Origin of the sequence: Pseudomonas sp. BP6 (genome assembly GCF_017875935.1) — a bacterium.
Lineage (GTDB): Bacteria > Pseudomonadota > Gammaproteobacteria > Pseudomonadales > Pseudomonadaceae > Aquipseudomonas > Aquipseudomonas putida_Y.
This window is the reverse complement of the sequence record NZ_JAGINI010000001.1, coordinates 4,889,181-4,914,955: the sequence shown is the minus strand read 5'-3', so window position 1 is coordinate 4,914,955 and position 25,775 is coordinate 4,889,181. Positions and strand designations below refer to the sequence as shown.

The 25,775-nt window shown below is 62.3% G+C and carries 32 protein-coding genes; 3 read left to right on the top strand and 29 right to left on the bottom strand.

The genetic code is table 11. The features are described from left to right. Positions 1–9: 9 nt before the first annotated feature. From J3A98_RS22395 to J3A98_RS22285, 23 genes are all read right to left on the bottom strand, one after another. On the bottom strand, positions 10–963 hold the full coding sequence (locus tag J3A98_RS22395; RefSeq protein WP_209968518.1) for a phage baseplate assembly protein V: 954 nt from the start codon (positions 961–963) through the stop codon (positions 10–12). Further along, positions 936–1,640: a hypothetical protein gene (locus tag J3A98_RS22390; RefSeq protein WP_209968515.1), complete on the bottom strand. Its 705-nt coding sequence runs from the start codon at positions 1,638–1,640 to the stop codon at positions 936–938. The genes J3A98_RS22395 and J3A98_RS22390 overlap by 28 nt, the downstream gene beginning before the upstream one ends. Continuing rightward, positions 1,637–2,194, bottom strand: a complete 558-nt coding sequence (locus J3A98_RS22385) for a DNA-binding protein (RefSeq protein WP_209968512.1) — start codon at positions 2,192–2,194, stop codon at positions 1,637–1,639. The genes J3A98_RS22390 and J3A98_RS22385 overlap by 4 nt, the downstream gene beginning before the upstream one ends. Continuing rightward, complete coding sequence (locus tag J3A98_RS22380) at positions 2,191–3,111, bottom strand: hypothetical protein (RefSeq protein ID WP_209968508.1); 921 nt, start codon at positions 3,109–3,111, stop codon at positions 2,191–2,193. The genes J3A98_RS22385 and J3A98_RS22380 overlap by 4 nt, the downstream gene beginning before the upstream one ends. Next, complete coding sequence (locus tag J3A98_RS22375) at positions 3,108–3,818, bottom strand: phage tail protein (RefSeq protein WP_209968503.1); 711 nt, start codon at positions 3,816–3,818, stop codon at positions 3,108–3,110. Before J3A98_RS22375 ends, J3A98_RS22380 begins: the two co-directional genes overlap by 4 nt. Positions 3,819–3,827: 9 nt before the next feature. Then, positions 3,828–5,432, bottom strand: a complete 1,605-nt coding sequence (locus tag J3A98_RS22370; RefSeq protein ID WP_209968500.1) for a phage tail protein — start codon at positions 5,430–5,432, stop codon at positions 3,828–3,830. A gap of 9 nt (positions 5,433–5,441) precedes the next feature. After that, complete coding sequence (locus tag J3A98_RS22365; protein ID WP_209968497.1) at positions 5,442–6,029, bottom strand: phage tail protein; 588 nt, start codon at positions 6,027–6,029, stop codon at positions 5,442–5,444. Then, positions 6,022–7,197 carry a baseplate J/gp47 family protein gene (locus J3A98_RS22360; RefSeq protein WP_209968493.1) on the bottom strand — a complete coding sequence of 392 codons (1,176 nt, stop codon included), beginning with the start codon at positions 7,195–7,197 and terminating at the stop codon, positions 6,022–6,024. The genes J3A98_RS22365 and J3A98_RS22360 overlap by 8 nt, the downstream gene beginning before the upstream one ends. Next, on the bottom strand, positions 7,194–7,511 hold the full coding sequence (locus J3A98_RS22355) for a DUF2590 family protein (RefSeq protein WP_209968490.1): 318 nt from the start codon (positions 7,509–7,511) through the stop codon (positions 7,194–7,196). The genes J3A98_RS22360 and J3A98_RS22355 overlap by 4 nt, the downstream gene beginning before the upstream one ends. Next, on the bottom strand, positions 7,511–9,448 hold the full coding sequence (locus J3A98_RS22350; protein WP_209968487.1) for a phage tail tape measure protein: 1,938 nt from the start codon (positions 9,446–9,448) through the stop codon (positions 7,511–7,513). Before J3A98_RS22350 ends, J3A98_RS22355 begins: the two co-directional genes overlap by 1 nt. A 171-nt stretch (positions 9,449–9,619) precedes the next feature. Further along, positions 9,620–9,907, bottom strand: coding sequence for a putative phage tail assembly chaperone (locus J3A98_RS22345; RefSeq protein ID WP_209968483.1), 288 nt, complete (start codon positions 9,905–9,907; stop codon positions 9,620–9,622). Next, the gene (locus J3A98_RS22340; RefSeq protein WP_209968480.1) at positions 9,904–10,398 is read right to left on the bottom strand and encodes a lysis system i-spanin subunit Rz; all 495 of its coding nucleotides are present in this window, start codon (positions 10,396–10,398) and stop codon (positions 9,904–9,906) included. Before J3A98_RS22340 ends, J3A98_RS22345 begins: the two co-directional genes overlap by 4 nt. Next, positions 10,386–10,916 carry a lysozyme gene (locus J3A98_RS22335; RefSeq protein ID WP_209968477.1) on the bottom strand — a complete coding sequence of 177 codons (531 nt, stop codon included), beginning with the start codon at positions 10,914–10,916 and terminating at the stop codon, positions 10,386–10,388. The genes J3A98_RS22340 and J3A98_RS22335 overlap by 13 nt, the downstream gene beginning before the upstream one ends. Further along, on the bottom strand, positions 10,916–11,119 hold the full coding sequence (locus tag J3A98_RS22330) for a hypothetical protein (RefSeq protein ID WP_209968474.1): 204 nt from the start codon (positions 11,117–11,119) through the stop codon (positions 10,916–10,918). The genes J3A98_RS22335 and J3A98_RS22330 overlap by 1 nt, the downstream gene beginning before the upstream one ends. Further along, positions 11,116–11,328: a TraR/DksA C4-type zinc finger protein gene (locus J3A98_RS22325; protein WP_209968470.1), complete on the bottom strand. Its 213-nt coding sequence runs from the start codon at positions 11,326–11,328 to the stop codon at positions 11,116–11,118. The genes J3A98_RS22330 and J3A98_RS22325 overlap by 4 nt, the downstream gene beginning before the upstream one ends. Continuing rightward, a complete protein-coding gene (locus tag J3A98_RS22320; protein ID WP_027617319.1) occupies positions 11,328–11,777 on the bottom strand; it encodes a DUF2597 family protein in 450 nt (149 codons plus the stop codon). Before J3A98_RS22320 ends, J3A98_RS22325 begins: the two co-directional genes overlap by 1 nt. 4 nt (positions 11,778–11,781) lie before the next feature. Then, the gene (locus J3A98_RS22315; protein WP_209968466.1) at positions 11,782–12,891 is read right to left on the bottom strand and encodes a DUF2586 domain-containing protein; all 1,110 of its coding nucleotides are present in this window, start codon (positions 12,889–12,891) and stop codon (positions 11,782–11,784) included. A gap of 10 nt (positions 12,892–12,901) precedes the next feature. Then, entirely contained in the window at positions 12,902–13,582 is a 681-nt protein-coding gene (locus J3A98_RS22310; protein ID WP_209968462.1) for a phage virion morphogenesis protein, read from the bottom strand. After that, the gene (locus J3A98_RS22305) at positions 13,575–14,021 is read right to left on the bottom strand and encodes a phage tail protein (RefSeq protein ID WP_209968460.1); all 447 of its coding nucleotides are present in this window, start codon (positions 14,019–14,021) and stop codon (positions 13,575–13,577) included. Before J3A98_RS22305 ends, J3A98_RS22310 begins: the two co-directional genes overlap by 8 nt. After that, positions 14,018–14,479, bottom strand: coding sequence for a head completion/stabilization protein (locus J3A98_RS22300; protein ID WP_209968457.1), 462 nt, complete (start codon positions 14,477–14,479; stop codon positions 14,018–14,020). The genes J3A98_RS22305 and J3A98_RS22300 overlap by 4 nt, the downstream gene beginning before the upstream one ends. Positions 14,480–14,577: 98 nt before the next feature. Then, positions 14,578–15,303 (bottom strand): phage terminase small subunit, encoded by a 726-nt coding sequence (gpM, locus tag J3A98_RS22295; RefSeq protein WP_209968453.1) that lies wholly within the window; start codon positions 15,301–15,303, stop codon positions 14,578–14,580. Next, positions 15,300–16,319 (bottom strand): phage major capsid protein, P2 family, encoded by a 1,020-nt coding sequence (locus J3A98_RS22290; protein ID WP_209968451.1) that lies wholly within the window; start codon positions 16,317–16,319, stop codon positions 15,300–15,302. Before J3A98_RS22290 ends, gpM begins: the two co-directional genes overlap by 4 nt. Next, the gene (locus tag J3A98_RS22285; protein WP_209968448.1) at positions 16,319–17,293 is read right to left on the bottom strand and encodes a GPO family capsid scaffolding protein; all 975 of its coding nucleotides are present in this window, start codon (positions 17,291–17,293) and stop codon (positions 16,319–16,321) included. Before J3A98_RS22285 ends, J3A98_RS22290 begins: the two co-directional genes overlap by 1 nt. A gap of 160 nt (positions 17,294–17,453) precedes the next feature. On the opposite strand from J3A98_RS22285, the gene J3A98_RS22280 reads away from it, so the two are divergent. From J3A98_RS22280 to J3A98_RS22270, 3 genes are all read left to right on the top strand, one after another. Continuing rightward, complete coding sequence (locus J3A98_RS22280) at positions 17,454–19,496, top strand: terminase family protein (RefSeq protein ID WP_245354974.1); 2,043 nt, start codon at positions 17,454–17,456, stop codon at positions 19,494–19,496. Further along, on the top strand, positions 19,408–20,268 hold the full coding sequence (locus tag J3A98_RS22275) for a phage portal protein (RefSeq protein WP_348635639.1): 861 nt from the start codon (positions 19,408–19,410) through the stop codon (positions 20,266–20,268). The genes J3A98_RS22280 and J3A98_RS22275 overlap by 89 nt, the downstream gene beginning before the upstream one ends. Positions 20,269–20,341: 73 nt before the next feature. After that, the gene (locus tag J3A98_RS22270; RefSeq protein ID WP_209968440.1) at positions 20,342–20,596 is read left to right on the top strand and encodes an ogr/Delta-like zinc finger family protein; all 255 of its coding nucleotides are present in this window, start codon (positions 20,342–20,344) and stop codon (positions 20,594–20,596) included. A gap of 618 nt (positions 20,597–21,214) precedes the next feature. Here the strand turns inward: J3A98_RS22270 and J3A98_RS22265 are convergent. The 6 genes from J3A98_RS22265 to J3A98_RS22240 all read right to left on the bottom strand — a co-directional run bounded on the left by J3A98_RS22265 (position 21,215) and on the right by J3A98_RS22240 (position 25,765). Then, positions 21,215–21,472 (bottom strand): Arc family DNA-binding protein, encoded by a 258-nt coding sequence (locus J3A98_RS22265; RefSeq protein WP_209968436.1) that lies wholly within the window; start codon positions 21,470–21,472, stop codon positions 21,215–21,217. A gap of 10 nt (positions 21,473–21,482) precedes the next feature. Next, positions 21,483–21,722, bottom strand: a complete 240-nt coding sequence (locus J3A98_RS22260) for a hypothetical protein (protein WP_209968432.1) — start codon at positions 21,720–21,722, stop codon at positions 21,483–21,485. Positions 21,723–21,788: 66 nt separating this feature from the next. Continuing rightward, a complete protein-coding gene (locus J3A98_RS22255) occupies positions 21,789–22,028 on the bottom strand; it encodes a hypothetical protein (RefSeq protein WP_054830754.1) in 240 nt (79 codons plus the stop codon). Then, on the bottom strand, positions 22,025–22,390 hold the full coding sequence (locus tag J3A98_RS22250; RefSeq protein WP_245354975.1) for a hypothetical protein: 366 nt from the start codon (positions 22,388–22,390) through the stop codon (positions 22,025–22,027). The genes J3A98_RS22255 and J3A98_RS22250 overlap by 4 nt, the downstream gene beginning before the upstream one ends. 453 nt (positions 22,391–22,843) lie before the next feature. Continuing rightward, the gene (locus tag J3A98_RS22245) at positions 22,844–25,537 is read right to left on the bottom strand and encodes a toprim domain-containing protein (RefSeq protein ID WP_209968427.1); all 2,694 of its coding nucleotides are present in this window, start codon (positions 25,535–25,537) and stop codon (positions 22,844–22,846) included. 9 nt (positions 25,538–25,546) lie between these two features. After that, positions 25,547–25,765, bottom strand: coding sequence for a hypothetical protein (locus tag J3A98_RS22240; protein ID WP_209968424.1), 219 nt, complete (start codon positions 25,763–25,765; stop codon positions 25,547–25,549). Positions 25,766–25,775 lie beyond the last annotated feature (10 nt).

Sequence of the window (25,775 nt, the reverse complement as noted above, 5' to 3'; positions counted from 1 at the left end):
GAGTGGTCCTTACGCTGTAATCGGTTTGAGCTGTTGAGCCAACAGCGAGGCGTTGGCCGCCTTGGCCGTAAAATCGGCTGCATCGCCTGAGCTGGGCGCAGGCCCGGGAACATGGGTGTGGGTGGCCAGCTGGGTAGCCAGTTGCTGCACCAGGTCGATCAGGTCGCAGAGCACCTGCAGGACGTTCACGGAGTCAGAGCCGAGCCAAGTGGTGGCCGCGATGCTGCGGCGTGCCTTCTGGACACGCTCCAGCAGGTCGCCACCCACGGTCAGGTTGAGCTTCTGGCCCACCACCTGGTTGAGATCGCGCCCCGTGGAAAGGCCAAGGTCATCAATCGCGGCAAGCGAGGCGGCGCCGGCGGAAAGCAGCTTGAGCGCGCCCAGGGCCTCGATCGTCTTGATGCCGCCCACGGACTCGGTGGAGTGGTCATCCACGGTGCTGCTGTGGCTCTGGTACTGCTCGGCGTTGGTAAGGCTTTCCACCACCCGATCGGTCGACTTGTCGCGGATCCGGCCATCGGTCTGCCGGGTCCAGTCGCCATTGGCCTCGACGCGCTGCTGGGAAGCCTCGCTGTGCTGCCAGACCTGGTCACCTTTGGGCAGGCTGGGCAGGGACAGGCCGTGCGGCAGGATGCACTGGATAAAAGGCTTGTGGGGCAAGCCCTGGGCGAACGACACGACGACCTTGGTGCCTTCCTCGGGGAAGCTGTAGAACCCCATCTCATCACCACCGGTCGGTACCGGTACCGGCACGCCGGCCAGCAGCGGCATGGACTCGTCCGGTTCGTTGTCCTGGTCCAGGACCTGCAGGTCCACGGCAAAGCGCGGACGGAACTCGTCGCAGATGCCGGCGCCGGCGGGCGCGTCAGCCACGCCAACAACCTGGGCGAAACGCGGCAGGTGGTAGCCCCCGCTCAGCTCGGGAAACATGCGCTCTACACAGCGCCGGATTGCGTCTTCCATTTGATCGCCATTTCGGTACCGACGAGTGCCACGGAAGTGACCCGCTCGCCCTGGTTGATGGTTGCACCAGGACGCAGCCCGGGAAGGGCCGCGATCACGGCGCTCTGGTTGCCCTGGTAGTTGTTGAACAGCTGGACCGGCAGCTGCAGTGGCGATCGATCGCCGAAGAAGCTGTGCGCCCAGCTGCCGACGAACACTTCGCCGTCGCCCTGCTGCTGCCAGACCAGGTCGGGGATGGTGAAAACCCGGGCCAGGCTGTCCATGGCCTGGAAACCGGACGCCAGGCTGTAGAAATACGGCGCCTTGGTTGTGGCGTAGGGCTGCGCCGGCACACGGAAGCGCAGGCCGGTCTCATCGCTGACAGCGGCCAGCACGGTGCGCAGATCGGCATGGCGCAGGTTCAGTGGCAGGGGCTTGGCCAGGATCGCGGCCAGCTCGCGGCAATACAGCACCTGCTCCAGCTGGTTCACCGCCGTGCTGCGTTCGACGTAGCCGATAAAGTGGCGCTGCAGGGTCGCCTCGTTGTAGCCAATGTCGAGTGTGACAAGGCCAGATACGGGCGCGCTGGCCGTGATGGTGAACTGGGCACGCCCCGGGGTGGCCAGCTCCAGGCGGACATCATCTTTGACGAGGACGTGCTCGATGCCGGCGATGCGCAATACCTTGTGGAGATTCACGATTTGCCCCCCAGGTAGTCATCGAGCTTTTTCAGGGTCGCTTCAAAGCCGCTAAGCTCCTGGCCACCCGTGGTCCCGTCGGCGCCGGTGCCGGCACCCGTGTTGCTACCGCTGACTGCTTGCCCGGGCGCGCTTTGGGTGCCCACCGCGTTGGCGGCGCGGCGTTTCTCCACACGCTCGGGGTTCGAGAGCTTTTCGGTCAGGGTGAACTGGATCCGCCATCCGCGCAGGCTGTCGTCCTCGCGGGCGCTGACACCGTCCGAGAACTGGACCTGGCGCATGCCGATCGAGGCTGCTGTGTCGTTGACGATCCGGTACGTCTTGAGCTGGCCACCGCCCTCGGTAGCCTCGGCCAGGCGCATCAGCGTGCGCAGATCCGACGAGTCGATAAAGCGAATCAGCAAGTTGACGGTCAGCGTTTTGGGCTTGAAGCCCTTGTGCGCGGTGTCGGTGTTGCTGGTCTGTCCCGACATGTCGCCACTTTCGATGCGCAGGTCACCGGTGACCTTCATACCCCGGCCTCGGATCCGTTCGCCGTCCAGGAGCAGAGTCATAGGCCCACCAGTTCGCGGACGAAGCTAAGGCCAATCAGCGATCCAACCAGCATGACGCCGGCGGACAGCGGCCATTCGTGACTTGGTGCTTGCCCGGTCAACAGGTCACGGCGCAGCTCGGCGGCATTACCCGGGCCGATCAGGCGTGCCGTCATGGTGACGTCAGCGGTAGCACCGTCGAACATCGCCTTGAGGCTGGCCAGCTCTTGGTCTTTGGCTGAGCTGCGTTGTGCCTTGCGGCTGGCAAGCGCCTGCAGGTCGGCCAGTGGAGAGCTGGACGCGAAGCTTTCCAAAGCGGCCAGTTGGCCGGACATTGCTTGGCTCGCGGCGCGGGTGATGGTCGATTGCTCCAGGGGAAGTGCGCCCCAGCGCGGTAAGGTGCCAGCAGTCGGTAGCTCCCACTTGGCGGTTTCCAGCTCGGACAGGCGACCAGCGCGGTTCTGGGCACGCTTGAGGTCCGGCAGCGGCAGCACGGCATTGAAGCGGCTCAGGGTGGTAGCAAAGTGGTCGTAACGGGTCCCGACGAACATCACGATCAGGGCGTACTGTTCGCCGCCCGGGCGATTGGCGTCTGTCACGTCTTCCAGTTTGGTGGCCAGGTGCTGCAGCAGATTCGGCGCCGACAGGTAGCGCTGCAGGCCTCGGCCTTGGCCAACCCCACTTTGGAAAGGGGTGACCACCAGCGCAGCGGGGACTTCGCCCAGGGCTTCGCCCAAGGCGCTGCGTCCAGCGGCGACTGCTGCTGCAGCTGCTTCGCCGACCGGCCCAGGATTAGTGGTGGCCAGGTCCTGCAGCGCGGCCACGCGATCGCCAGCGCTGGCCAGCTCGCTGCCGGCCATGGCTTTCGCCTGCTCCAGGTCGGCCAGCCAGCTGGTGGCCTGGCTCGGCCAGCGCATGGTGACTGGATTCCAGGTCATACGGGGACGGCCTCCCAGGTCACTGCTTCGAGACCGGCCAGATCCTTGGCGTCGCGGGCTTGCTGCAGACGCTCCTTGAGACTGTAGGCCTGCTGCAGCAGCTGCAGCTTCAGGCGGGTGAAGTCGTCAGCCACCTGGCGCAGTTGCGCAGCGGTGTGAAGCCGGTAGGCCTTGGCCCCGGCCTGATCGGCGCAGGGGTAAGTCAGGTCAACGCCCAGCGCTGCAGCACCGCTCAGGTTGACCTGGTCGTCCAGCGAAGTGCTGTAGCAGTAACGATCGCCCAGGACCTTGGACCAGAAGCCGCCGGTAATCTGCTGGCTGCAGGTGGCATCGATCTCCTGGATACGTTCCTGGTAGCGCCGCTCTACCGTAGCCGGGATGTCGTCCACCCACTGACCGTTCTGCCACACTTGACCAGGCCCCGGCGGATCGAGGGTGTAGCCCGCCGGCAATTGTCCAAGCCGGTCGATCGACGTGGGCTCGCCAGTGTTGATGTTGTAGGCGGTCAGGCCCAGGTACGAGTCGATCAGTTGCCAGCGGCGGCCATCCCAGTGCGCGGCCTTGAAGTCCGGTACCGCCGGCGGTGCGATCTCGACGCAGCCGCGGGGGATCAGCCAGACGTCCTGCTCGAGCGGCGACGGGTCGGCATAGGTCTGGCCGGTGTAGATGCCCAGGTGATCCGTTTGGTAGACAACTTTGGATTGCATGGCTGGGCCTCAGTACTTGATGAAAGCGTTGAACGCGATGTTCTGCGGGCGCGTTTCGCTGCCGCCGGTGGCGTTAACCGTGATCGGGTGGGTGTGGTCAGCGACGCCGATCACGGAGATGTTGTGGGTGTGGTTGCCGGCACTGGTCGAGGTCGAGTAGTTGTTCACGCGGGTCGTCATGTCATCGCCCGAACTGAGCACCTCGCCGCCTGGGTCGACAATCCCAACTTCCTGACCCTCTTTGACGCCGTGGGTGTGTTCGCCCTGGGCATCGCTGCTGGCCGAGTGGGTGTGCCCGCCGGCACCGGCGGAGCTGGCAACGTGGCTGTGGGAGCGGATTTCATCTGCCTGGATGCTGCCCAGGACGCGTCCGGGATCAAGGTTGCGGCCGTCATCCAGAGCGCGGATGAACAGGCCTCGAACGTCTGGCAGGTTGAAAGTGTTTACGCCGTCGCCGGCGCCGTGGCGGGTGCCGATCTTTGCGAACAGCCTGGAATACACCGTGCGGGATACAGCGGCGCCGTTGGCGCGCATGCAGCGCGGTGGTGGTACGTCGAGGTCGTAGAGGACAATTTGGCCGACGTCGTTGTCTTCCAGTAGCGCGATCGCCGCTTTGAGCGCCTTGGTGGTGGCCAGGATCTCGCTGCTGTCGCTGTTCGGATCATCGCTTTTGGCGTTCGGAAGGTTGCCCAGTCCCACGTCGTCCTTGGTCGTAGCCCGGGCGCGCAGGTATTGGTAGTCGCCGATGCGGGCGGCGAAGTGGTCGACCAGGGCGCCGTTGATGGGTTGCCATAGGCGCATGTCGGTGATGTCGCCGATCCCCGATACGTTGGCCAGCTCGACCAGGTAATGTTGATTGCCGGTGCCGTCCAGGTAGTCGACCTTGTTACTGCCGAAAACCACGGACCACTGAGCGCTCACGTCACTGCCTTGGCGTCGCAGCGTGATGTCGAGCCAGGCCTGTGCCGGCAACGCTGGCAATTGCACTTTGACCGGCTCTGCCAGCTCCAAGCGGATCCCACCGATGTAGGCCACCCCGGCCTTGAGCTGATACAGCCCGAAGCTCAGTTCCATTTTCAGGCCGTCGCCAAGGAAGCAGGTGTGCCCGTAGACATCGCGGTTGCTCAAGCGCTCGCGGGTGTCGATCCCGGCCAAGCGCACGGTGTAGTCGTGTTGCCAGGTGTTGGCGTCGACCGTGATGCCGGTGATCTCCTGCGCTCCGTCGTACTCCACCAGGAAGTTGCGGGTCAGGTTGTTGCCGATCTGCAGCGGCGGGATGTTCTTGCGCTTCTGCTGCAGCGGCACATACGCCACAGCCAGCAGCACGTTTTCCTCGGTGAGCAAGCCGATCCAGTTGAAATCCCAGTCGCCCACGCTGGAGTCCACCACCACGCTGTAGATCACCTGGTTCGGGTTCACGTAGCCGGCCCGGTCTACGGCGGTGGTGTAAACCACCTGGGCGGCAGGCGGCGTGCCAGCACTGCGGTCTACCGGCGTCGTTGGGTCGAGCCCTGGAACGTTGGCGAACACGAAGCGGTCCACTTTGAGGACCTGCTGAGCTGCCTGTTTTTGCGCCATCAGCGACTGACCGGCGCGGGTAATACTTGCTCCCATGGGGGGCTCCTAGGTGTTCTCGGTGGTCACGAACGCCAGTTCGTTGATGACAACCAGGCGGTCGAAGCTGTCGTCCCAAGCGGCGTGCAGGGTTTCCTGGTCGTCGTGGAAGTGGGCGACGGGCATGGCGAGGGCCACCGGCGTGATCGTGGCGAACTCATAGCGTCGGCAGGTGCGCCCGTACTGCTGCATCAGCACGCGCAGCAGCACCGGATTGGCGCTCAGCTGGCTGTCGGTGAGGTACAGGCGCACCACGTCCCAGTTCACGCTGTCGAAGCGCTCCTCGATCTCGACGTAGCCCACGCCCAGGCGCTGGAAGATCCGCACGGTGCCGGCGCTGCTGCCAGCGTCCACGGCGTTGATGAAGGCGTACTTCACCCTTTTCCGGTAAAGGCTCTCCGGCTCGCCCTGGAAGCGCTGGATGTCGCGCTGCCAAGCCAGCAGGTCGAGGACGGTCAAGTGACAGGTCTCGGCGTCGAGCTGCAGCAGCGGCCAGTTGATCCAGGTCTCTACACGAGCCCACCAGGCCTGCGCAGCGTCGCGCAGCTTGGAAAGCTCGACGCCTTCCAGCCAGAAAGGGAGTTTCAGCTTAAGCACCGAGCACCACCTGGACGTTGTCGAGGCGCGGGATGGTCAGCTGCGAGACGATGTCGACGTTGTCGAACTTCAGCGACTCGATGCCGCTGAAGGTCTCGTGCAGCTCCTCGCCCAGGCGGCTGAACGAGAAACGCGACTGTGGGTAGGTCAGGGTGGGCTGGTAGTCGATGGCCGTGCTCTCGCGGAACGCGGCCCGAATGAACAGCTCGATGTCGCCCAGCAGCGCCTCCTCGCGCTCGGTACCGACCTGGGCGTCTGGCCAGATCGCGACGCGCACGGTGTGCTGGGTGGCAGGCATCTCCTGAACCAGCATGTCGTCGCCGTGCCCGTGGTTGCCCTGGTCGCGGACGTAGCTGTTGATCCTTTCCAGGTAGCTGGCCGCCGGCGAGCCCGCTTCGAACAGGACGAAGGCATTGGCGCTGCCAGGTCCTCGAGGAGCGTCATGTTCGAAGTACACGCCATCAGGCTCGACGCCCGGGAAAGAGGCGATCATGGCCCGGTACACGGCGTCGGTGTGCCACTGGTTAACCGCGCTGAACTGGTTGCGTGTGCGCAGGCGTAGATCGTCGTCGTGTTCCTGGTCTGCCCCGGGCTGGGTCAGCCAGCCATCGGCGTTGACCACCTGGATCACGCCGGGGATCGGCTCGGGCAGGATCGAGTAGTAGCCCGGGGCGAGGTTGTAGCCGCTGCCTGCTTCACTCGCCTCGACCGGTACCAAGACCTGAGAGTCGCCGTCCAGGAACTGGGTGGCGGCGGTGGTGACCAGGACGTAGACGTTGCCGTTGATGGCCACCGACTGCACGCGCACGCCGGCGGGGATCTCCAGCACGCCGGCGACACCGCTGCGGGTGAACAGTAGTTGCCCTTGGGCCTTGGTTGAGGCCTTGCGAGTGACGTCGACCGCCCAGGCCAGCATGTCCAACCAGGTACCGGTGGCCGTCTTCACGAAGAAGTTCGGCAGCACGGTGTTGACCATGAACTCGATCAGCCACAGCACGGGCTTGGTCACCAGAGCCGTGACCAGGCGCCAGAACGGCGACCAGGCGCTGGTGTTGCTCAGCTTGCTGCCCTGGGCAGCTACCTCTTTCTCCCAGGCGGCACGCAGGCCTGCCTCGGTCGTCGGGACGCCGGCGTCCTGCAGGGCTTTCTTGAAGTCGACGTCACTCACAGGACTACCTCAGTGGTTCCAAATGCAACGGTGGTGGCGGTAACCAGATACTGGCCACTGCCGGTCTCGGTGATCTGTACGGTGCCCGGTACCAGGCGTTCATCGGTCTCTACCAGCAGCTCCAGCTGCTGGATGCAGTCGGCCTGGCGGAAGCGGTCGCGCTCGGCCATGAGCGTGATGAGCAGTCCGCTCTCGCGGATCATGTGGGCGATGTCCTGGGCGATGCTGGCCCGATCGTCCACCAGCACGGGCTGGTTCGAAGGGTCCAGGGTCAGGTCGTTGTTGGTGATGAGGAGATCGATATAGAGACTCATCAGCCGGTCGCCATCGCCATCATGTTTTCAAGCTCCAGCGGGCTCATTGGCTTGGCGGTGTTGATCTCCACCTTCTCAATGTGGTTGCCACGGTTCTGGTTCTGGGTGTTCTGGATGCTGGTCAGGAGGCCGCCGGCGGGCACGGCGTCAGCCTTGGTCGGGCTCAGGCTGCCCGTGGGCTGATACTCGGCATTGGCGCCCACGCTGGGCAGATCAGGGATGCTGCCCAGCTTCAGGTCGATATCGACGCCAGGGATCTTGTTCAGCATCGAGATCAGCGAGTTCAGGGCAGACCGGAACACGCCCACAATCCCGTCCCAGGCGGCTTTGGCCATGCTCGACCAGCCGCCCATGCTGTTGAACCAGGTGCTGAGCGCGCTCAGTTGCTCGCTCACCCACTGGAAGGCTGCGGTGTTCATCAGGGCGGTGGTCCACTGGTCCCAGTACGCCACGGCCGCGACGATCACTGCGACCAGGGCGACGATGCCCAGGACCACCAGGCCGACCGGGTTGGCCGCCAGCGCCGCGTTCACCAGCCAGATCGCGCCCTGCCAGATCAGCATCGAGGCTTTGGCCAGGCCGATCGCTGCGATCATGCCGAGGATCCGGGCGATGAACAGCGCGCCCTGGACGGTGTGGGCGATGAACATGGCGATGCTCTTCCAGCCGGTCCAGGTGAGCAGGGTCCAGACCACGTTCAGGCCAAGCCAGGCCATCTTGCTCAGGCCGACGACCACGGTCAGTGCGCTGATTGCAGCGGTAATGGCCAGCACGACAAGCGTTGCAATGCCCATAACGCGGGTAATATTCGGGAAAAGTTGGGTCCACCTGGTCATGGTCTTGCCGATGCCAACCAGCTTGTCCATCAGCGGCTGCAGCATCGGGATCAGTGCCTGGCCAAAGGCAATACGCAGCGCCTGGACTGCCGCCCCGAACTGCTGCCACGGGTCGACCATGGCCGCTGCCATCTTCTCGGCCTGCTCCAGGCCACGGACCTTGCCCAGTTGGTCGATACCGCTGCGCAGCCGGTCGGTGTCCTGAGCCAGTGCGCCGATCACCTGGGCGCCTTCACCGCCGAACGCCTCGACCAGCTTGCTATCAGCTGCAGCGTTGCGCAGGTCGCCGAACTTGCCCTGCAGCTTGGCCATGATGTCCAGCATCGGCAGGACCTTGCCGTTGGTGTCGGTGAACTTCATCCCCAGCTTGTCCGAGGCGTTGCCGATGTTCTCGAAGAACGCCTTGTAGCGTCCGCCGGCGTCGCCGCCTTCCATGGTGCTGGACAGGGTGCCGATCACTGCCATCTGTTCGGCCAGGTCGATGCCGGACGCCGAGGCGATCGCCCCGGCTTCCTTGAAGCCTTCCTTCATCTGCTCGCCACTGGTGCGGAACAGCTGCACCGCCAGAGCGGTCTGGCCGCCCAGCTTCTCGACCCACTGGCTTTTGCCCATGGCGTCTGCCTGCTGCTTCTGCAGGTTGTAGAGCGTGCCGACGTATTCGCTCATCACGTCCTGGTCGGACTTGGTGGCCTTGGCCAGCACGGCACTGGTGTTGGTAAAGGTGGCCAGCTGGGAGCCGGCCAGGCCCTTGATGGCCCCTTGGATCTTGTACGCCGAGGCGACGAAGGATTCGGCGTTCTCGCCGTAGGAGACCGAAAAGTCGAGGGCTTGGGCGTTGAGGGCGGACAGCGCGTCCTCGGCCACGCCGAGCGAACGGACGTCGCCCAGGGCGCGGTTCACATCCAGCGCGGGGGCCATCGACGCCTCGATCCCGGTCAGGGCGCCCCAGACGCCGGCGACACCGGTACCGATCTGCTTGATGTTGGCTTCGCCCTGGGAGGCCAGATTGTCGAAGCCCTTGGTCACCTTGGCCAAGGGCGCCGAGACCTTGTCGGTCAGGCTCAGGATGAAGTCCAGGCGGCTGGATGTGCTCGCACTCATGGGGTCAGTTACCTTTCCAAGCTCGTGATATGCCGTTGGCTATGGCGAGTTCCGTTCGCCGCCAGTACTCGTCTTCCAGCCATTTGGCTGTGCCCAGGGTCTCGGGCGACCGATCTGCACCAGGTAGCCACCGATCGGCGAGGGCCAGCAGCTGGCCCATGCCGTCCTCGGTCAGGCGCTCGGCGTGGTCGAGCGCTTTTTTACGGTGACTTCAATGGTCGGGGAGTACTCCTCCATCAGTGCACCGGCGATCTGGATCGCGGTCACTGGGTTGACCAGGAGCGGCTTCAGGGCCGCTTTCTGCTCCTGGTTCACTGCGTTCATCAGCAGGTTGTGGGAGGGCGCGACCTTGTTGGACTGGGTCATGCTGTTGATGTACTTGGTCATCAGGGCCGGATCGACGGTGAAGTCGAACTCCTGGGTGCCTACTTCCAAGGTGATTTCGGTGCGTTCAGTCATTTCTCGGTTCCAGTGGTAGCGGGGTAGGTGGTGCAGAAGCTGCGGATGTGGTCCTGCAGCCCCAGAATCATTCGCTTGCTGAGGGCGAGCTGGTCGCGGAGGGCGAAATAATCCGGTCGAGCGTTTGCTGCGAGTTCGGCGGTGCCTGCATCAGCCACGCCGGCGCCGGGGGTATCGGTGTGCACAGAGGTGGTGGGGCAGCTGGCTTGGATGAGCAGCCGCTGATCGCCAGTGCCGACAGAAGTGCGCAGATCCTGGTTTGCCTTGAGGTCATTGCTCAGTTCCTGTGTGTGTTTGGCGTCATTTGCTGCGGCCTTAGCCAGGCGTTCGCCAGTGATCCTGGCGGCCTCGCGCAGGCCAGATGCTTCTTCCTGCGCGCTGTCGCGCTCCGATCGGGCGGTGTCGCGTTGCTGCAGCACGCGGTCGAACAGAAGCCAGGTGGCCCCGGCGATCAGCAGAGCTGCAAGCAGTTGCGTGACTACGAGGCGCATAACTTCGCCTCCGCCAGCCGACGTGCATGCAGCCCAGGCACGAACACCTTGTTGCCCTTGGCGTCAGTGACAAAGGCCCAGACCGGGCGGCCATCTGCGCCCCAGGCCAGCGCACGGCAGCCTTCGGCAATGCGGCCGGCGTTGATGAGCACCACGGCGCGGCTTGCGCAGGTGCTTGGCTCGCCAAAGTTGTGCCCGTGGCTGGACAGGGCGTCGAATGTGTTCTGGCTGATCTTGTCGTTGGTCAGGCAGTCCGCCAGGGCCAGTTGGCCCTTCGTGACCACCAGTTGCTCCACCTCGGCACAGCGCGCCGGCGACCAGTAGTCGCCGACCACTACCGGGTAGGGGCTGGTGTAGCGGGTGATGCCCTTACACACAGTCGGCAGGCCCCTGGCCAGCTGATCGGCATAGACGACGTTCTGCCCGTCGCCTTCCCACTTGCCCAGGAACGCCATCAGGGTGCTGCTGCTCAGCACCAGGGCGATGGCACCCGTCAGGATCTTGTTGCGCAGGCTCATCAGTTGCCCCTCCAGTCGCGCAGCATTTGGCGATACTTGGGGATCAGCAGCAGGATCTGCAGCACCATGTAGAGGGCGGTCAGCATGTAGGCGACCGCCGACCAGTCGACGGTGCCCGTTACGCCGGTGGCGGCGACGCCGATCGCGGGCGCGGCCTTGGCCAGGGCAACAGCAGTGTCTTGAGCGGCCTGATTCGCGCTCATCGATGACCCCTTTTCTCAAAAGTGGACTGGCAAGGGACGCAGCGAGTCATGCCGCCCAGGGCGCGGCGCGCTTCGGGGATCTCCTCGTCGCAGTCCTCGCAATGGGTCAGGCTCGGCCCGGTCGAACGCGCACGGGCCAGGGCGGCAGTGATCGCCTGGTCACGCTGACGCTGTTCCAGGGCCTGGGCGCGATCGAACGGGCAGGTCATCAGCGCAGGCCCTCGATCTCGGCTGCAGCCAGGTACGGCACACCGTTGATGCGGATGAAGTCCGGACTGGTGACGTCGAACGGCACCTTGTGCTTGTGCTTCTCGCCGCCCTTGGCGTCGATGTTCAGCAGGCTGGAGATCTTCGGCTTGCAGCCAAAAGCCTCCACGCGGAACTCGTCGGTGGGGGTTTTCGCGTAGAACAGCGAGTCGAACGGCTCCAGCTGGCGGAAGCTGCCGGCAGCGCGGGCGGCATCGATCAGCAGGTTGAAGTTGGTGGTGTCCAGCTCCAGCTCGCCGCTCGCGGCAACGTCACCGTCGACGTAGCCATCCGGCACGCCGCCGGTCTGGGCCACCGCGCTGTTGTCAGTGATATCGAGGGTGACGGTCTCAACGTGGATCTGCAGGTCGCCCACGGTGATGTCAAAGTTCTTGCCGCCGATCTTGGACATGGGGTTACTCCTCGTCGCTCAGGTCGAGAGCGATGTTTGCGGTAAGGTCTTTGGGGCAGTTGTAGGGGCGCAGCTTCAGGTACGCCTCGACGGCGGTTTTGCTGGTCCAGACCAGGGTGATGGCGTCGTCCGACGGCGCCTCGATGTCGCCCGGGAACTGCACGCCGGCGAACACGACCGAGCGGGACATGTCGCGCAGCGGCTTCATCAAGGCGGTCTTGTTCTGCGCCATCGAGGTCGCCGTGTTGTTCAGCTTCCGATCGGCGATACGCTGGATCAGCAGGATCCGGACGCGACGGGCGGCCTTGTCAGCGATGCGCAGGTACTCGACCACCTGGTAGTCCGAGCCCGGGGCATCGAGCATGTTGCCGTCGCCCCAGAAGGTGCCCGGGTAGTCGGGATAGGTCTGCGGTACCGAAAAGCGCGCCTTATCCAGCTCGGCGACGATTGCGGATGGGAGCGGAATGCTGTCCTTGTCGACCGGGACAGTACCGAGGCCGACCAGGGCGCCGGTGGCCACCCGCATCGGACTGTCGGCGATGCTGACATCTGCCCGGGCCAAGCGCCCGGCGAGCACGCCGAGGTTGTTGCCGTGCAACTGCGGCACGACCAGCACGCGGGCTGCGGCCACGTCGGCCACCTTGGCCTTGGCTTCGGAAAGGTAAGTAGCCCAGTCCTGGGCAGCGGTGATGCCGGCGACCGCCGACATGATGAACACCCGACGCCCGTACTTGGCACTCAGCTCCAGGGCTTTGGCGTGCATGACGTCGAACGTGGCCTTGTCCGCGACAGGGGGGGTGATGACCACTGCCTCGACCGAGACGTTGTCCTGCTGGGCCTTGTCCAGGGCGGCAGCCCAGTCGCCGTTGGCGGCGATCGGCGCGGCCATGCACGCCCACTTGTCCCCGCCGTTCTGGCGTGCGGCCAGGACTTGGGTTTTCAAATCGGATTCCGTGGCGCCCAGGTCGGTGTCCAAGTCGCTCTGGGTATTGAGGGCCAGCAGCTTGCCGACGTTCTTGCCGGCAGGGCCGATGAACAGGAAGTAGCGCTCGATCTCGGTCACAGCGCCCTGGCCGAGGTTGAGGTTGTTTACGTTGGCGGATCCAAGTGCCATGGAATGCCTCTTAGCGGGGTGAGTTGAGGATTTGTTCCAGCACCAGGTTCACCAGCTCGCTGGTGTCGCGGTTGCTGTTTGCGCCCAGGAACTGGCGCTTGGGCAGCTTGATTTCCCAGCTGTCGGCGCCAGTGGACTCGCCCTGTTCTTCGTCCAGGATGCGAATCAGCAGGCCGGCCTGCATGTAGCTGACGTGCTCCAGGATCCAAGCCACGGCTGGCCGGGAGAGCCGATTTTTGCCCGCCTGGCGCACCTTGAAACCCAGCCGACGCAGCCGCTTGGCCTGCTTGGGCGTCGACATCGAGCCCTCGTCGACCTTGTTCCAGCGACGCATCTGCTGGGCTGTTCGGCGCTCGGTAGCGCCGTTGTGCTGCTGGGCGGCTACCCAGGAGGTCAGGTTGTTCTTCCAGCCCAGGACGGCCTGGTCAGGGGTCAGGCTGGTGACCTGCAGCAACTTGCCCAGGCCGGCCTCCATCTTCTTCTGGCCTGGCTCAGGGTTTTTCCGGGCGGCAAAGGGCGAGCCGTCCAGGTTCTGCTGGCTGCGGATGCGCTTGCGGCTCATCGTCCGCAGGCGCTTCGTCACGTTGTTCAGCAGGCGTCGGCGCAGCCGCGGCTCAAGGCGCAGGAGCGCCAGTTGCTCGCGCACGCCCAGGACGCCCCGGGCATCGATGCCGACGAAAGGGCTAGCCATGGGCCGTTACCTCGCCTTCCTCCGCGACCCAAAGGTCGTACGGAACGAATGCCCAGGTCTTGCCGAACGCCTCAAACTCGCCGTTGTCGTCTTCGGCCAGGTACTGGGGCTCCACGAACTGGACGGTCAGCTCGACGTCGAACAGGTCGTTGTCCAGGTCGATAGGCTCGATCACGAACGCCGGCGCCGGCAGGTCCTCGCGGTCTGGATCATTGGCTTCCAGCCAGGTGCCCACCAGGGCCAGCAGGCGCGGTGGGGAGCCGGTGAAGCGCTCCAGGTCGAAGACTGCGCGATAGGTCATATCGCCCATGTGCAGGCCCTGGGTGGTTTCCTTCCAGAGCAGTTCGGTGTCCATCTGCTCGACCCAGCTCTGCAGCTGCTCGGGCATCACCAGCTGGCGTTCGAGCAGGTACGCGGTCAGGGCCTTGATCTTGTTCATGCCAGGGCCGCCGTGATGCGGCTGCGGCCCTGCAGGGCGCGCACAGCGGCTTGGCTGAATGCCAGGTAGGTTTCAGCGCGTTCGGGCGCTTCCTTGCCAGTGTTCTCGGCCACCTCGCGGCGGGTCACAGTCGCAAAGTCGGTCAGGGCAGTGGCCTTGGCCCGGCAGTACACGGCGCGCTTGTACAGCGCCACCTTGAAGGTGCGCTCCTGCAGCAGCAGAGAATCGGCGGTGGCCACCTCGGTGATGCCGAGGTCACGCCAGCTGGCCATCAGCTTGGCCAGGTCCTGGTTCACTTCGCCCATGGCGATGTTGAGGTGAGTGACCAGCGTGTCGCTCAGGTACTCCCCGGGCAGGCGGTAAGCCTTCTGGTACTCAGCCAGGGAGAGGTCCGGCCAGAAGCCGTTGTTCTCGATGGTCTGGTCCACCACGGTTGCGGTTTTGCCTGAAAAGCTCATCGCTGGTCACTCGAAAAGGGCGGGAGACACCGTTTCGGCGGGGGCTGGCCATAAATGGCTGGCTCCGCTTCACGGGTTCCCGCTGGGGGGGTAGTCGGTTATTCGGATTCGCCGGCGGGGGCTTCCAAGCGCGCCAGAACACGGCGGCACTTCTTGATACGCGTACCGCAGCCCGCCTGCGGGTACAGCTCGGTGGCTCGCTCCAGGTGTTTGAGCGCGACCGCCCATTGCTGGTCGTCCATGGCTCGGATGCCGATCAGCTTGTGGAACTTGCTCGGGATCTGCTCCGGCAGGGTCCACTCGCCATCTACTCGCGGCAGCAAGTCCGACAGGTAGGGCTCGGGGCTGCGGCCGGCTTCATACTCGGCATAGGCCCAGTCGCCCACGGCATCAGCGACAAAGGTCTGGATGTCCTTGCGCTTGAACGTCGCCGGCAGTCGTTGGCCTTGCTCCATCGCGATGTCGGCCAGCTCCAGGGCGTCATCGAACTGGGTGGTGTCGAACAGCCAGACCATCACCTGCACCAGGACGCGGTTCTGCAGCTGCAGGCCAGACTCCAGATAGCGCTGGATGTACTCCTGGTACTTGGGCAGCAGCTCGATTCGCTTGAGATCCTGCTTGCCGGCTAGGTTCGGGATCGCCTTCAAACGGACCAGATCCGCGTCCAGGCTGGCCTCCATCAGCTTCAGGTGTTTGCGAGCATTCGCTGGGCTGCTCAGGGCCTCGCCTGGGGAGTAGGGTATGGCCGCTGCAGCAGCCACCTGGGCCACTGCAGCGGTGCCTAGCTCCAGCACACGGCGCTTGTGCGCTAGTGCGAGGCTCATACGGTTTCCACCCCGTCAGATTCCAGGTAGGCGAACTTGCCCAGCTGCTCGATCACGTAACCCTCGTTACGGCCGTTGTAGTCCTCGACGCGGGAGCGCTTCGGGTTTTCGAGCAGGTGGCGACGCCAGCTGGTGTCCTGGAAGTAGATCGACAGGTTGGACCAGGAGGTGACCAGAATGCCCTTGGCCGGGAAGAACGGGACCACGAAAGAGGGCAGGCCGCCGTAGGTCTCGATCACTTGGGAATTCTCGATGCGCTCTTTCTCGGTCGGGGTCTGCCCTTGGGCCGCGTACAGCTTGCCCTTGTCGTGGGCCAGCAGGTCCGAGCCGATGATGGCGATCAGGTCGCCCTCGTCGCGGAACACCGGGTCGATCATCTGCTTGACGTCATGCACCGCAGCGTCGAGGTTTTCATAGTCGCCGCCCTTGCCGATCTTGATTTTGACCGCCGGGTCGGTTGGCTTCAGGACCTGCTCGGGAATCAGCTCACGTGCCTGCTGCAGCCAACCCTTGTTCACGTCCTGGAGCAGCGGGTAGTTGGTGATGTTGGTCTGCTTGGCGACGTGGGTGCCGTTCCAGCCGATCAGGATGCGGTCCAGCGCGATGCGCTTCTGCACTGCCTCCAGGTACTTGCGGGCGAACTCGGGGAACTTGGCCCAGGCATCGATGGTGGCAAACTTCAACGCCACGTCGGTTTCGGTGGCGAACAGCTCGTAGAAGTTGTTCTGCAGATCGAGCAGGTGACGCGGCTCGCGGTCGTTCAGATCGGTGTCGGTGCGGCTGGTCGCAGGACCGCTCAGGCCCAGCAGGACCTTCTCGCCCTTGATCTCAGTCACGCCGATCACGTTGATACGGCCCAGGAAGTCCACGCGCTCGGTGATCTGGTCGTTCAGTTCCTGGGCGTGGGTCGGCTCCACGGCAAAGGTACGAGTGGCGTCATCAACGCTGTACGCTTCGGCCAGGTCGTCCTGGAGCTGCAGATACTCCGCTGCAGCACGTTGCGACAGGGCGCCCATTAGCGCAGGCCCCCGCCGCGTTTTTTGGTATCAGCAGGGCCGGTGTTGCGCTTGACCTGGCGGCGGTTTTGGGTCGAGTTGAACATCTGGGTCATGGTCTCGGTCAGTTCCTCGACGCGGGCGCTGAGTTCCTTGACCTCGTCCTTGCCCTTGCCGTTTTTCCCGGCCTTGCCGTCCTTGCGGTTGAACTCGCGGTTTTCGTCCGCTTCGTCCACCACGTCCTGGACGGCGGCGCCCACGGCGTCGACCTGGTCCTTGTTGTCGGCGTCATCGACACCTTCAACGACGGGCTCCAGCACGGCCTGCAGGCCGGCCAGCAGGATCACGAATTGGTCATACAGCGCCTTGAGCGCCTTGGCTGTTGCTTCATCCATCGGTTTGGTCTCATCGGAGGAGGTAGGGGTGGTGGTGTCGGCGAAGCTCTTGAACAGGCCGGCGAAAGCGGAGAACACACGGCGCAGCTCGCTTTGTTGCTGGCCACCATCGCGCAACCCACCCAGTTCAACGGCAGAGCAGAAGTAGGAGGTCTTGTGGTAGCGATGGCCCTTGCGGCCGCCCCTGGAGAAATACAGCTCCTGAGTGCCGAGGCTGGCAGGGGAGTCGGTGACAGCCAGGCCGGTGAGGTAAAAGCGCCCGCTGTTGGCGAAGTTCGGGGTGATCTCGACGCTGGAGAAAAGCTTCTCGCCTTGGTCGTTGAGGCTCAGCAGCTTGTCGTTGGGCTTCAACTGGGCTTCCAGGGCCACCTGGCCAGGCTCCAGCTCTGGATCGTCGTTCTCGTCCAGAAGGCGTACGGCAAAGACGGTGCCGTGGGAGCCTGGCCAGCGTTCGTGTTCACTCCAGATCACTGCGGTGTAGCGGGACAGCTTGTAGGTTTCGGCGCAGTCGACCAGCTCCTGCACGGTAATCTCGCGGTTGTCGGCGGTCGGACCGCTGACAGCTACGCGCTTCCAGTAGGAGACAAGGGATCTGGGCATCGGTTGAAGCGCTCGGTGGTGGTCGATGAGCGCCACGATAGGGAGCCGATTGGCACCGGCCAATCGGTTTGTTTGAGCGAAATTCCTATTCGCCAATTCTAGGAATTTCGCTCACTTTTACGTCGAGTTTGGGGCTGTTTCGGCGCATAGACTCCGCCCCATGAACTACTCGATCGAAGTCAAAGAGGCCGCCAAGCGGCTGTACCTGCGCCGTGCCTCGGTGAAGGAAATCCAGGCTCAGTTGAAGCTGCCGAACGTGCGGATCATCTACTACTGGATCCGGCAGGGCGGTTGGGACGAGATGCTGACCGATGAGGAGCCGCTGACCGCGATCAGCCGGAGGATCACGCTCATCTGTGAAAAGCAGGACACGCTGACAAAGGGCGACCTGGACGAGCTGGACCGGCTCACCGCTGTGCGGGAAAAGCTGATTAAGCAGGCCAGCAAGCCCGCAGCACCGGCGCCGGCGGCAAGCGAGCCAGCACGGGAGCAGGGCGATCGCGACCAGGGCCAGCGCCGGGAGCGGCGCGGTGGCGGCGGGAAGAAGCGGGAGAAGCTCGCGAAGAATGACGTCAGTGGCCTGACCGAGGTGGACTTCCTCGACCATTTCATTTCCAAAATGTACCGGTACCAGCAGGAGTTGTTCGCGGCGAAACAGAACCCGCTGACCTGCAGGCTGCGCAACATCCTCAAAAGTCGGCAGGTCGGTCTGACCTACTACTTCGCCGGCGAGGCCTTCATGGATGCCGTGCTGACAGGGGATAACCAGGTGTTCCTCTCAGCCAGTCGCGCGCAGTCCGAGATCTTCCGTAGCTACATCATTCAGTTTGCCCAGAAGTGGTTCGGCATCGAGCTGACAGGCAACCCGGTCGTCCTCAGCAACGGCGCCGAGCTGCGCTTCCTCTCGACCAATAGCAGCACGGCCCAGGGTTACCACGGCCATGTCTATGTGGACGAATACTTCTGGATCCGCGACTTCGAGAAGCTGAGCACCGTGGCCAGCGCCATGGGCACGCACAAGAAATGGCGCAAGACCTATTTCTCCACGCCCAGCGCTGTCAGTCACCAGGCGTACCCGTTCTGGACGGGCGAGACCTTCCGTAATGACAAACGCCGCAAGAAAGCTGCAGGTGAATGGCCTTCTGAGGCTGCATACACCCAGGGTGCGCTATGCCCGGACGGGCAGTGGCGCAAGACGATCACCCTGGACGATGCCATTGCCGGCGGTTGCGATCTGTTCGACGTGGCCCAGCTGGAGCTGGAGTACGACGAAGACAAGTTCCAGCAGCTGTTCTACTGCAAGTTCATCGACAGCACACAGAGCGCCTTCGGCCTCAAGGATCTGGAGGGTTGCTACTCCGACCTGATGCTGTGGGACGACTTCGACCCGGATGCCGATCGACCTTTCGGCAACAACCCGGTCTGGATTGGCTACGACCCAAGCCGTACACGCGACGATGCCACTTGTGTTGTGGTCGCGCCGCCGGCCGAGCCGGGCGGCAACTTCCGGATCCTGGAGAAATACAGCTGGCGTGGGCAGTCGTTCACCTACCAGGCGACCCAGATCAAGAAGCTGACCGAACGCTTCAACGTCCAGCACATCGGCATCGACACCACCGGCGTCGGCATCGGGGTGTACGACGTGGTTTGCGACTTCTACCCGCGTGCGCAGCGGATCCACTACAGCCTGGAAACGAAGACGACCCTGGTACTCAAGGCCCAGGACGTGATCCGTGCGGGCCGGATCGAGTGGGACGCGGGATGGACCGACATCGCGCAGGCCTTCCTGACGATCAAGCGCGGGACCACCAACGGCGGACAGATCACATTCAGCGCCTCCAGGACCGAGGCCACTGGCCACGCCGACATCGCTTGGGCGGTGATGCACGCCCTGCACAACGAACCCCTGAACACCAACAAGCGGCGCAAGAGCCGTTACCTCACGAGCGGAAGCCATGCCCAAACGACAGAGAAAACACCACGCCAGACAGCCACAGGCACAGCAGCCCACGCGGGTGTTCACGTTCGGGGAGCCGGAACAGGTGCTGACGTCCAACATCGGCGAGTACCTGGGCATCTTTCCAACCGACGACGGGCGCCTGTACAAGCCGCCGGTGTCCCGCGCCGGTCTGGCCAAGCTGCTGCGGGCCAACGCGCACCACGGCGCCATTCCCAAGTTCAAGCGCAACTTGCTTCTGCGTGAGTTCATCGCGTCGGAAGGCTGCAGCGCGCACACGATGAGCTGCGCCGCTCTGGACTACATGGTGTTTGGCGAGGCCTATTTCCTGGCTCACGAAAACTTCCTGGGGCAAGTCCTGGAGCTGGAGCACCTGCCGGCGATCAACATGCGGGTAAAGGTGGATGGTGGCTTTGTCCAGTTGCTGCAGAACGGTGAGGAGGAGGAGTACGACCAGGAGGAGATCATTCACATCAAGGACTACGACGTAGAGCAGAACATCTACGGAATACCGGACTACTTGGGCGGGCTGCAGGCTCTGTTGCTGAATGAAGCGGCCACGCTGTTCCGCCGGCGCTACTACAGCAACGGCGCCCATGCGGGCTACATCTTTTATACCAATGACCCGAACTTGTCCGAGGAAGACGAAGACAACCTGCGCTCGCAAATCAGCGCAAGTAAGGGTGTGGGCAACTTCCGCTCGATGTTCGTGAACATCCCCGGAGGTCACGAGAACGCGATCAAGATCATCCCGGTGGGGGACTTTCAGGCGAAGGATGAGCTGGAGAAGGTGAAGAACATCACCAGGAACGACATCATCGCGGCCTGGCGCATGAACCCCGCATTGGCGGGCATCATCCCGGAGAACAGCGGAGGGTTCGGGGATATCGAGAAAATCGACCGTGTTTATACCAGCAACGAAATCCTACCGATCTGTCAGTTGTTTGATCAGGTCAACGAAGTATTGCGGGAGGACCGACGGGTCAGTTGGCGAGAGCCTGCCAAGGCCGAGTTTTGAAGCAAAGGCTAGAGGGCAGTACCCAATGTTGTATGGCACAATAGTTCCTTAAACGGAACCCTGGGGAGGGCATATGCGAGTTTACTGCAAGGAATGTAACGGGAAAGGCCGAATTTCATCGAGAAATGATATCTCTAAGGAATTCTCCTCCCTCTACTGCACATGTCTAGATTGTGGACACCGTTGGGTTGCACATCTGACTTTCTCGCATACCCTGACGCCCTCCGCTCAGATGATGGATCGTCTGGTGTTCGATCAATTGCGGGCTTTGCCCAGGGCACGTCAGCAGGAAATTTTTCAGCAGCTCGGTGCTATCGATGCGCGGTAATCTCTAAACTGACTTTCTATTTTCTGAAAGTCTTTCATGACTTTGGTCGATAGTTGTACCAAGCCAATTTTCCCACGTTCTGAGAGCTGAGTGGTGGGCAATTCTGTTATGAGAGCAAGTAAGTTTCCATTGCTCTCTAGTTTTTCAGCCAATTCCCAAAGGCAAGGTGCTGGGTGTGTCATGGTGTAACTCCGTTTGCATGATGGCACATGGCTAATATTCTGTAAGCCTTGTACTGTGGCGTCAAGAGTTTTAAGCGTGCGATTTTCCTGAAGAAATTGAGAGGTTATCAGTAGCTTTTGTTTGGTATTAAATTGGTATTATTTGGATATCCTTTTTATAAGTATAACTATGGGCGCCGTGGCGCCCATAATTTTTATTTTCTCTAAATAAGTGGGGCCATTCTTACGACGCCGTATTTTCGATCGCCGAAAGCGTTTTCGAATGCGGCCACAAAAATTTCGGGAGGGAGCGGGATTATCACCGTGCCATTACCTGTTTCGTGGTAGAGGCGCTGTGTAAGCTCCACCATGAGCCACTCAGAGGTGAGTTCCAGTTGCTGCCTGGCCAGCCCCACATCTCGTTCACATAGGGCTACCAGACGTCCATCTATTAACATCACGCGGCCTCCGCTTCAGGCTGTAATTGCGCCTCCAGTTCACCGATGCGCTGCAGCAGCATGCCTATCAGCTTGGTTTGTTCCTCGCTCACCTGGTCCTGGATGATCGACCGTTTCAGTCGATTGACGATTTCCGAGTTCATGCTGCGGTCGTTGTCTTCTGCCAGCACAGCGATGTCGGCGCGCAGCCCGTCTGGCAGGCGGATGACGAACTTATCGGCAGTGCGGGAGTTGGTGGTGGTGTATTGCTGTTGCATGGCCTTTCCCTCAGTTGAATGCGGTACGTGGATGTTGTGCGAGTAGCTGGCGAACGATGGCGGTGTCCTGGGCGCTCAGATCGCCCAGGCGGCAGGCCATGTCGGTCACGTTTTCCAGTTGCGATCGGGCCTCCGGTGTTTTGCTAACCAGGAAACCGATCAGAGCCCCGCCGACGATGGCGGTAGCCTGCAGGTGGCGGGGCGTTGTGATAGCCTTCACGCCGCTACTGCTTGGGTTGGGTGCTTGCATGCGCTTCTCCTCCTAGTGGTGGTTGGTGCCAGGGAGCTGCAACTCCTTGGCACCGTCCTTTCAGCCCTAGTTCATGGCCTTGGCCGTGAACACCGGGCGCGTCACACTTCGAACCTCAAAGCTCCCCAGGTCCGTGTTGTCCACGCTGTGCAGATGCACTACGCAGCACTCGGGTGGGGTCTGGTGATTGCGCCAGAAGTCGCTTGTCACCAGCTCGGCCAAGTCCTCTGGCCGAGCGACCAGCAGATAGGTCGCGGGCATCAGCATCGAGCCAGCCTGACCATCGATGGTGTAGAGCACATTCATTCCAACGTCTCCGGTGCCCACTGCTCGATCAGGCGCTGCCAGATCTGGCTGCCATTCGCGATCCGCTCATGCACCTCCAGGTCGGGCGTGTAATCCATCATCAGCACCTTCAGGCAGTCCTCGAACAGCGGCAGGTCCAGGCTGCGCAGGTCGCTCATGACAAAGGGGAAGTCTTCGCCGTTGTAAACGCTCAGCAGAAAGCGGCCCAGAACACGGCTCTGCCCGCTGTCACGTAAGGCGATCGGAACCAATCGATTGAGAGCTTGAGTGCCAGCGATGCGGATGGCTGGCATCTGCGCCTGGTGAGCCTGGATGGCTGCCAGTGCTGACGCCATGGTGCGAAGCCCGTTGTTCATTTCCATTGCTTCTCCTAAAACCGCCATGTGGCGGAACAAATGTGTGGTGCCCCCCGTTTTGTCCGGAATGTCCGGAACATCTGTGGAGCGAAAATCTGGAGCCCCTGATTTACGTGGCCTCCAGCCTTGCAAAGATGTTCCGGTACTACCGGAACATGCCGGAACATGGTTTTCACTAAAGTTTGCTGTAGGCCGCGTGGTTACTGGGCTGCAGCGGTATTTGACCCAAAGGTCAAGGCCGGAACATTGCCGGAACATGGTGGAACGGAATTTGTTCCGGTCTGTTCTGGTAAGTTCTGGTACTGCCGGAACAGGTTTTGGTCTCTCAACTACCTGTATTTATTGATATTTTTATTATTTATTTACTGATGTTCCGGATATTCCAGATAGAAGAGGGGACTTCGCACAAATCCCTCTACCTCCATGGATTACCCCCTCACCAGGTTGATGCCATACGTTTTAGGCCCCTCCACGTTTGCTGAAGAACCAGAGGTTCAGGGACCGTTTCTCGATGCGGGAACGGGCTTTGCGAATCTCGATGAATTTGTGCGTGGTGCTGCTGTAAAGGGCGCGGCGCAGCTGGACGTCGGGAATGACCTCCTGGCCGGCCATCCTGCAGCGCTGCTGGAAGTGTTCGATGTTGATGGCGATCAGCTCTTTGTCGACGCTGTGGTTCAGCGTTTCCCGGATCTCCTCACGCTCACCGTCGCCGTCGATCGTCGTCACAACGTCCTCGTTCAGGTAGTGGTAGATCTGCCAGAACTTCGCGGCGGTTGGGTCTTCCGACTTGCACCGCTGCTGCCGATCGATGGCCCGGGATTCGACATGGGCGGCGAGCTGCTCCAGGTCGTAGCTGCTCCAGTCAGGGAAGAACATCTGTGTGGCATAGGCCGCTGCCATTACCTGGGCGTGTGATTGGTAGATGCGCATTTCGGTGATGGCTGGGTTTTCCATCAGCTTGTTCTCGTAGCGAGCAAAGGCTTCGAAGTAGCGATCCAACCACACCTTTTCATTGGACAGGCAGCGACGGAGGTAGCCGCCCAGCTGCTTGGCTCGCAGAGCCTTGAGGCGTTCGGCCTTCGGCTTCAGAGCGAGGCTGTGGCCATCTTTCGTGAAGTGGAAGTGGACGATCCGGGACAGAGTCGCCTCGTCGCCGGTAACACTCGCGTTCTGTGCGATGGCCAGCGCGCCACGCCAGAGGTCCACGCGCTTCTCGTTGCCGGTGGTCTTCGCACCTGTCACACGCAGCTGGGCGTGGTAGTCGAACATCGGTTTCACGTCATCCCAAGTGAACTGGATGGTGACCGTGCGCCCCTGAGCATCGATGTAAGTCCGATCGGACTCGATCAGTACCAGCGGCAGGTTGCTGACCTCGGCGAACGAGCGGAGCAGGCCGACAGCACTTGCCCCCGATCCGCTTGGCTTGATGCCCTCGGTATTTTCCCGGCCGAGCAGGCGCCAGAGCAGGCGGAGCAACATGGATTTACCAGATCCTGGTTCACCACTCAGCTCAAGGAAGCCGAATGACGCTTGCTGGCTGGCGATCTGCTGCACAAAGAGCGAAGCGGTCCACCACGCCAGTGCGCCAAGGCCGTTCATGCCGGTGACGTCCACGAAATCGCGGAACCAGGACGGATCGAAATCTTCGCCACGCTCGAACTTGACGGTGGCCAGCGCAGTTTTGATGCCCCGGCCCTTCACCTCGATGAAGCCGTGGCTGTTCACCTGCAGCTCGCGTCCGCCCTGGAAACCGAAGTCTGGGAAGCAGTAGGTGCCCGTCTCCTCGTCGTAGCCCAGGAACGGAAGGCTACGCACCGTGCGAACAGGTCGGTACTCGTCATTCAGCCACTTGGCTTTGAGCCAGGCCAGCTCACGTGCACCGCCTTCGAAGTTACCGCCAGGCGTGAAGTCGAGCATGCCCTTCACGAAGCCTCGAGGATCAGCGATCGATCCGGACGAAAGCGCTGCCTGGCAGTTGCGGCTTTGGTCCGGGAAGGCAAAGCTGAAGTGATAGCGCTGCTCGCCGGTGATGACGTCCTTCTCCAGGTAGTCCAGGTCCGGTACACAGTTGGACACCTGCTCGACCCGTGACGCGCCGTAGAAGATGTCGCGGTTGCCTTCCAGTTTCTGGTCGTCCAGAGCCTTAGTCAGCTCGGCCTGGTTGACCCGGACAGAGAACAACTGGTTCTTGAACTCGATCAGGTAGAAACCAGCGGGTCGGCGCAGGTACACCAGGTAGGCCAGTTTGCGCGCACTCTCAGCGGTGAACAGGCGCCCCCGGTAACAGGCGTCATCGATGAAGACCTGGTCAAGCTTGCCGTCGCGATAGACGTCGTCCCAGTCCAGCTTGCCGGCCAGTGCAACCCACCCGATTTCTTTCATCGAACGCAGTTGCTTGAGGTACTTAGGGATGTAGGTGCGACCTGCCTTGTCGTCGTCCAGGGCGACTACCCAGGTGACCATCTTGCCCTCATTGGCCTCGACGATGTCCCAAGGGAAGTTCACGCAGCTGATCGCGGCGATTGCCTTGAAGCCGGCCAGGTGGAGAGCGATAGCGTGGAAAATCCCTTCGACGATGTACACCCGATCGTGCTTCTCGATCGTCTGCCCAGGCGGCACCCATCCGGAGTTGGTGTACTTCATGCCTGCCTTGATGCCGGCCTTCTGGTCCTCGTTACCGGCGATGGCTCGGGCGTCGATGATGCGCTCCCAGTAGCCGTCGCAGAGCGAGAAACGGACAGTGTCAGCCCAATTGCCGGATGGCTTCATCTGCCGACGCCCCTGGGTATACCAGCCCTGCAGCTTGCTGATGTCGAAGCCGCGGGCCCGGCCCAGGTATGCGTCTGCAGTCGCGTTGGGATTTTCCGCCGTCGACGGAAAGCGCTCGCTCAGGTTTTCGAACAAGTGCTGGTAGCGGTCGCGGGTGCGTTCCTCATAGCCGCAGTTGTTCAGCCTGTTGCACTTGAGCTGGTAGGGCTTCTCTTTCTTGACGAACACTGAGCGCTTACCGCAACTCGGGCACACGCCCTTGTTCAGGTATTCCTTCGTCTCGTCCTTGGCCTGGAAACCCAGCTCTGGATCGCGCTCGAGCGCCGGAATGACGTCCTCGAGGTAGATCCGGTCGAAGTGTTCCGGTGTGATCCGTGCGTTCATGCCAAATCCTTAATACTTGGCTGCGTCGCGAAGGCGTTCCGCTTGCTCAGCTGCTTCCATTGCGAGGTGGACCATGTTGATCAGCACGGCGGATTTAGAGCCCTCGACTTTGGGACGGATGACATACCGGCCCAACTCGATCTCACGGCGGATCGCTGAATCAGACTGACCAGAGCGCTTGGCGTACTCGCCGACAGTGACGTAGGGCGTGTCGATGGTGATCTGCATTCTGTTAACC

Bases quoted from the DNA above. Each gene is read 5' to 3' on its own strand.
- J3A98_RS22335 (WP_209968477.1), bottom strand. From the start codon at position 10,916: ATGAGCCTGCGCAACAAGATCCTGACGGGTGCCATCGCCCTGGTGCTG.
- J3A98_RS22285 (WP_209968448.1), bottom strand. From the start codon at position 17,293: ATGCCCAGATCCCTTGTCTCCTACTGGAAGCGCGTAGCTGTCAGCGGT.
- J3A98_RS22385 (WP_209968512.1), bottom strand. From the start codon at position 2,194: ATGACTCTGCTCCTGGACGGCGAACGGATCCGAGGCCGGGGTATGAAG.
- J3A98_RS22330 (WP_209968474.1), bottom strand. From the start codon at position 11,119: ATGAGCGCGAATCAGGCCGCTCAAGACACTGCTGTTGCCCTGGCCAAG.
- J3A98_RS22340 (WP_209968480.1), bottom strand. From the start codon at position 10,398: ATGCGCCTCGTAGTCACGCAACTGCTTGCAGCTCTGCTGATCGCCGGG.
- J3A98_RS22380 (WP_209968508.1), bottom strand. From the start codon at position 3,111: ATGACCTGGAATCCAGTCACCATGCGCTGGCCGAGCCAGGCCACCAGC.
- J3A98_RS22270 (WP_209968440.1), top strand. From the start codon at position 20,342: ATGCGAGTTTACTGCAAGGAATGTAACGGGAAAGGCCGAATTTCATCG.
- J3A98_RS22325 (WP_209968470.1), bottom strand. From the start codon at position 11,328: ATGACCTGCCCGTTCGATCGCGCCCAGGCCCTGGAACAGCGTCAGCGT.
- J3A98_RS22395 (WP_209968518.1), bottom strand. From the start codon at position 963: ATGGAAGACGCAATCCGGCGCTGTGTAGAGCGCATGTTTCCCGAGCTG.
- J3A98_RS22265 (WP_209968436.1), bottom strand. From the start codon at position 21,472: ATGCAACAGCAATACACCACCACCAACTCCCGCACTGCCGATAAGTTC.
- J3A98_RS22355 (WP_209968490.1), bottom strand. From the start codon at position 7,511: ATGAGTCTCTATATCGATCTCCTCATCACCAACAACGACCTGACCCTG.
- J3A98_RS22280 (WP_245354974.1), top strand. From the start codon at position 17,454: ATGAACTACTCGATCGAAGTCAAAGAGGCCGCCAAGCGGCTGTACCTG.
- J3A98_RS22375 (WP_209968503.1), bottom strand. From the start codon at position 3,818: ATGCAATCCAAAGTTGTCTACCAAACGGATCACCTGGGCATCTACACC.
- J3A98_RS22240 (WP_209968424.1), bottom strand. From the start codon at position 25,765: ATGCAGATCACCATCGACACGCCCTACGTCACTGTCGGCGAGTACGCC.
- J3A98_RS22250 (WP_245354975.1), bottom strand. From the start codon at position 22,390: ATGGAAATGAACAACGGGCTTCGCACCATGGCGTCAGCACTGGCAGCC.
- J3A98_RS22245 (WP_209968427.1), bottom strand. From the start codon at position 25,537: ATGAACGCACGGATCACACCGGAACACTTCGACCGGATCTACCTCGAG.
- J3A98_RS22305 (WP_209968460.1), bottom strand. From the start codon at position 14,021: ATGAACAAGATCAAGGCCCTGACCGCGTACCTGCTCGAACGCCAGCTG.
- J3A98_RS22290 (WP_209968451.1), bottom strand. From the start codon at position 16,319: ATGGGCGCCCTGTCGCAACGTGCTGCAGCGGAGTATCTGCAGCTCCAG.
- J3A98_RS22255 (WP_054830754.1), bottom strand. From the start codon at position 22,028: ATGAATGTGCTCTACACCATCGATGGTCAGGCTGGCTCGATGCTGATG.
- gpM (WP_209968453.1), bottom strand. From the start codon at position 15,303: ATGAGCCTCGCACTAGCGCACAAGCGCCGTGTGCTGGAGCTAGGCACC.
- J3A98_RS22370 (WP_209968500.1), bottom strand. From the start codon at position 5,432: ATGGGAGCAAGTATTACCCGCGCCGGTCAGTCGCTGATGGCGCAAAAA.
- J3A98_RS22320 (WP_027617319.1), bottom strand. From the start codon at position 11,777: ATGTCCAAGATCGGCGGCAAGAACTTTGACATCACCGTGGGCGACCTG.
- J3A98_RS22345 (WP_209968483.1), bottom strand. From the start codon at position 9,907: ATGACTGAACGCACCGAAATCACCTTGGAAGTAGGCACCCAGGAGTTC.
- J3A98_RS22310 (WP_209968462.1), bottom strand. From the start codon at position 13,582: ATGGCTAGCCCTTTCGTCGGCATCGATGCCCGGGGCGTCCTGGGCGTG.
- J3A98_RS22315 (WP_209968466.1), bottom strand. From the start codon at position 12,891: ATGGCACTTGGATCCGCCAACGTAAACAACCTCAACCTCGGCCAGGGC.
- J3A98_RS22260 (WP_209968432.1), bottom strand. From the start codon at position 21,722: ATGCAAGCACCCAACCCAAGCAGTAGCGGCGTGAAGGCTATCACAACG.
- J3A98_RS22300 (WP_209968457.1), bottom strand. From the start codon at position 14,479: ATGAGCTTTTCAGGCAAAACCGCAACCGTGGTGGACCAGACCATCGAG.
- J3A98_RS22350 (WP_209968487.1), bottom strand. From the start codon at position 9,448: ATGAGTGCGAGCACATCCAGCCGCCTGGACTTCATCCTGAGCCTGACC.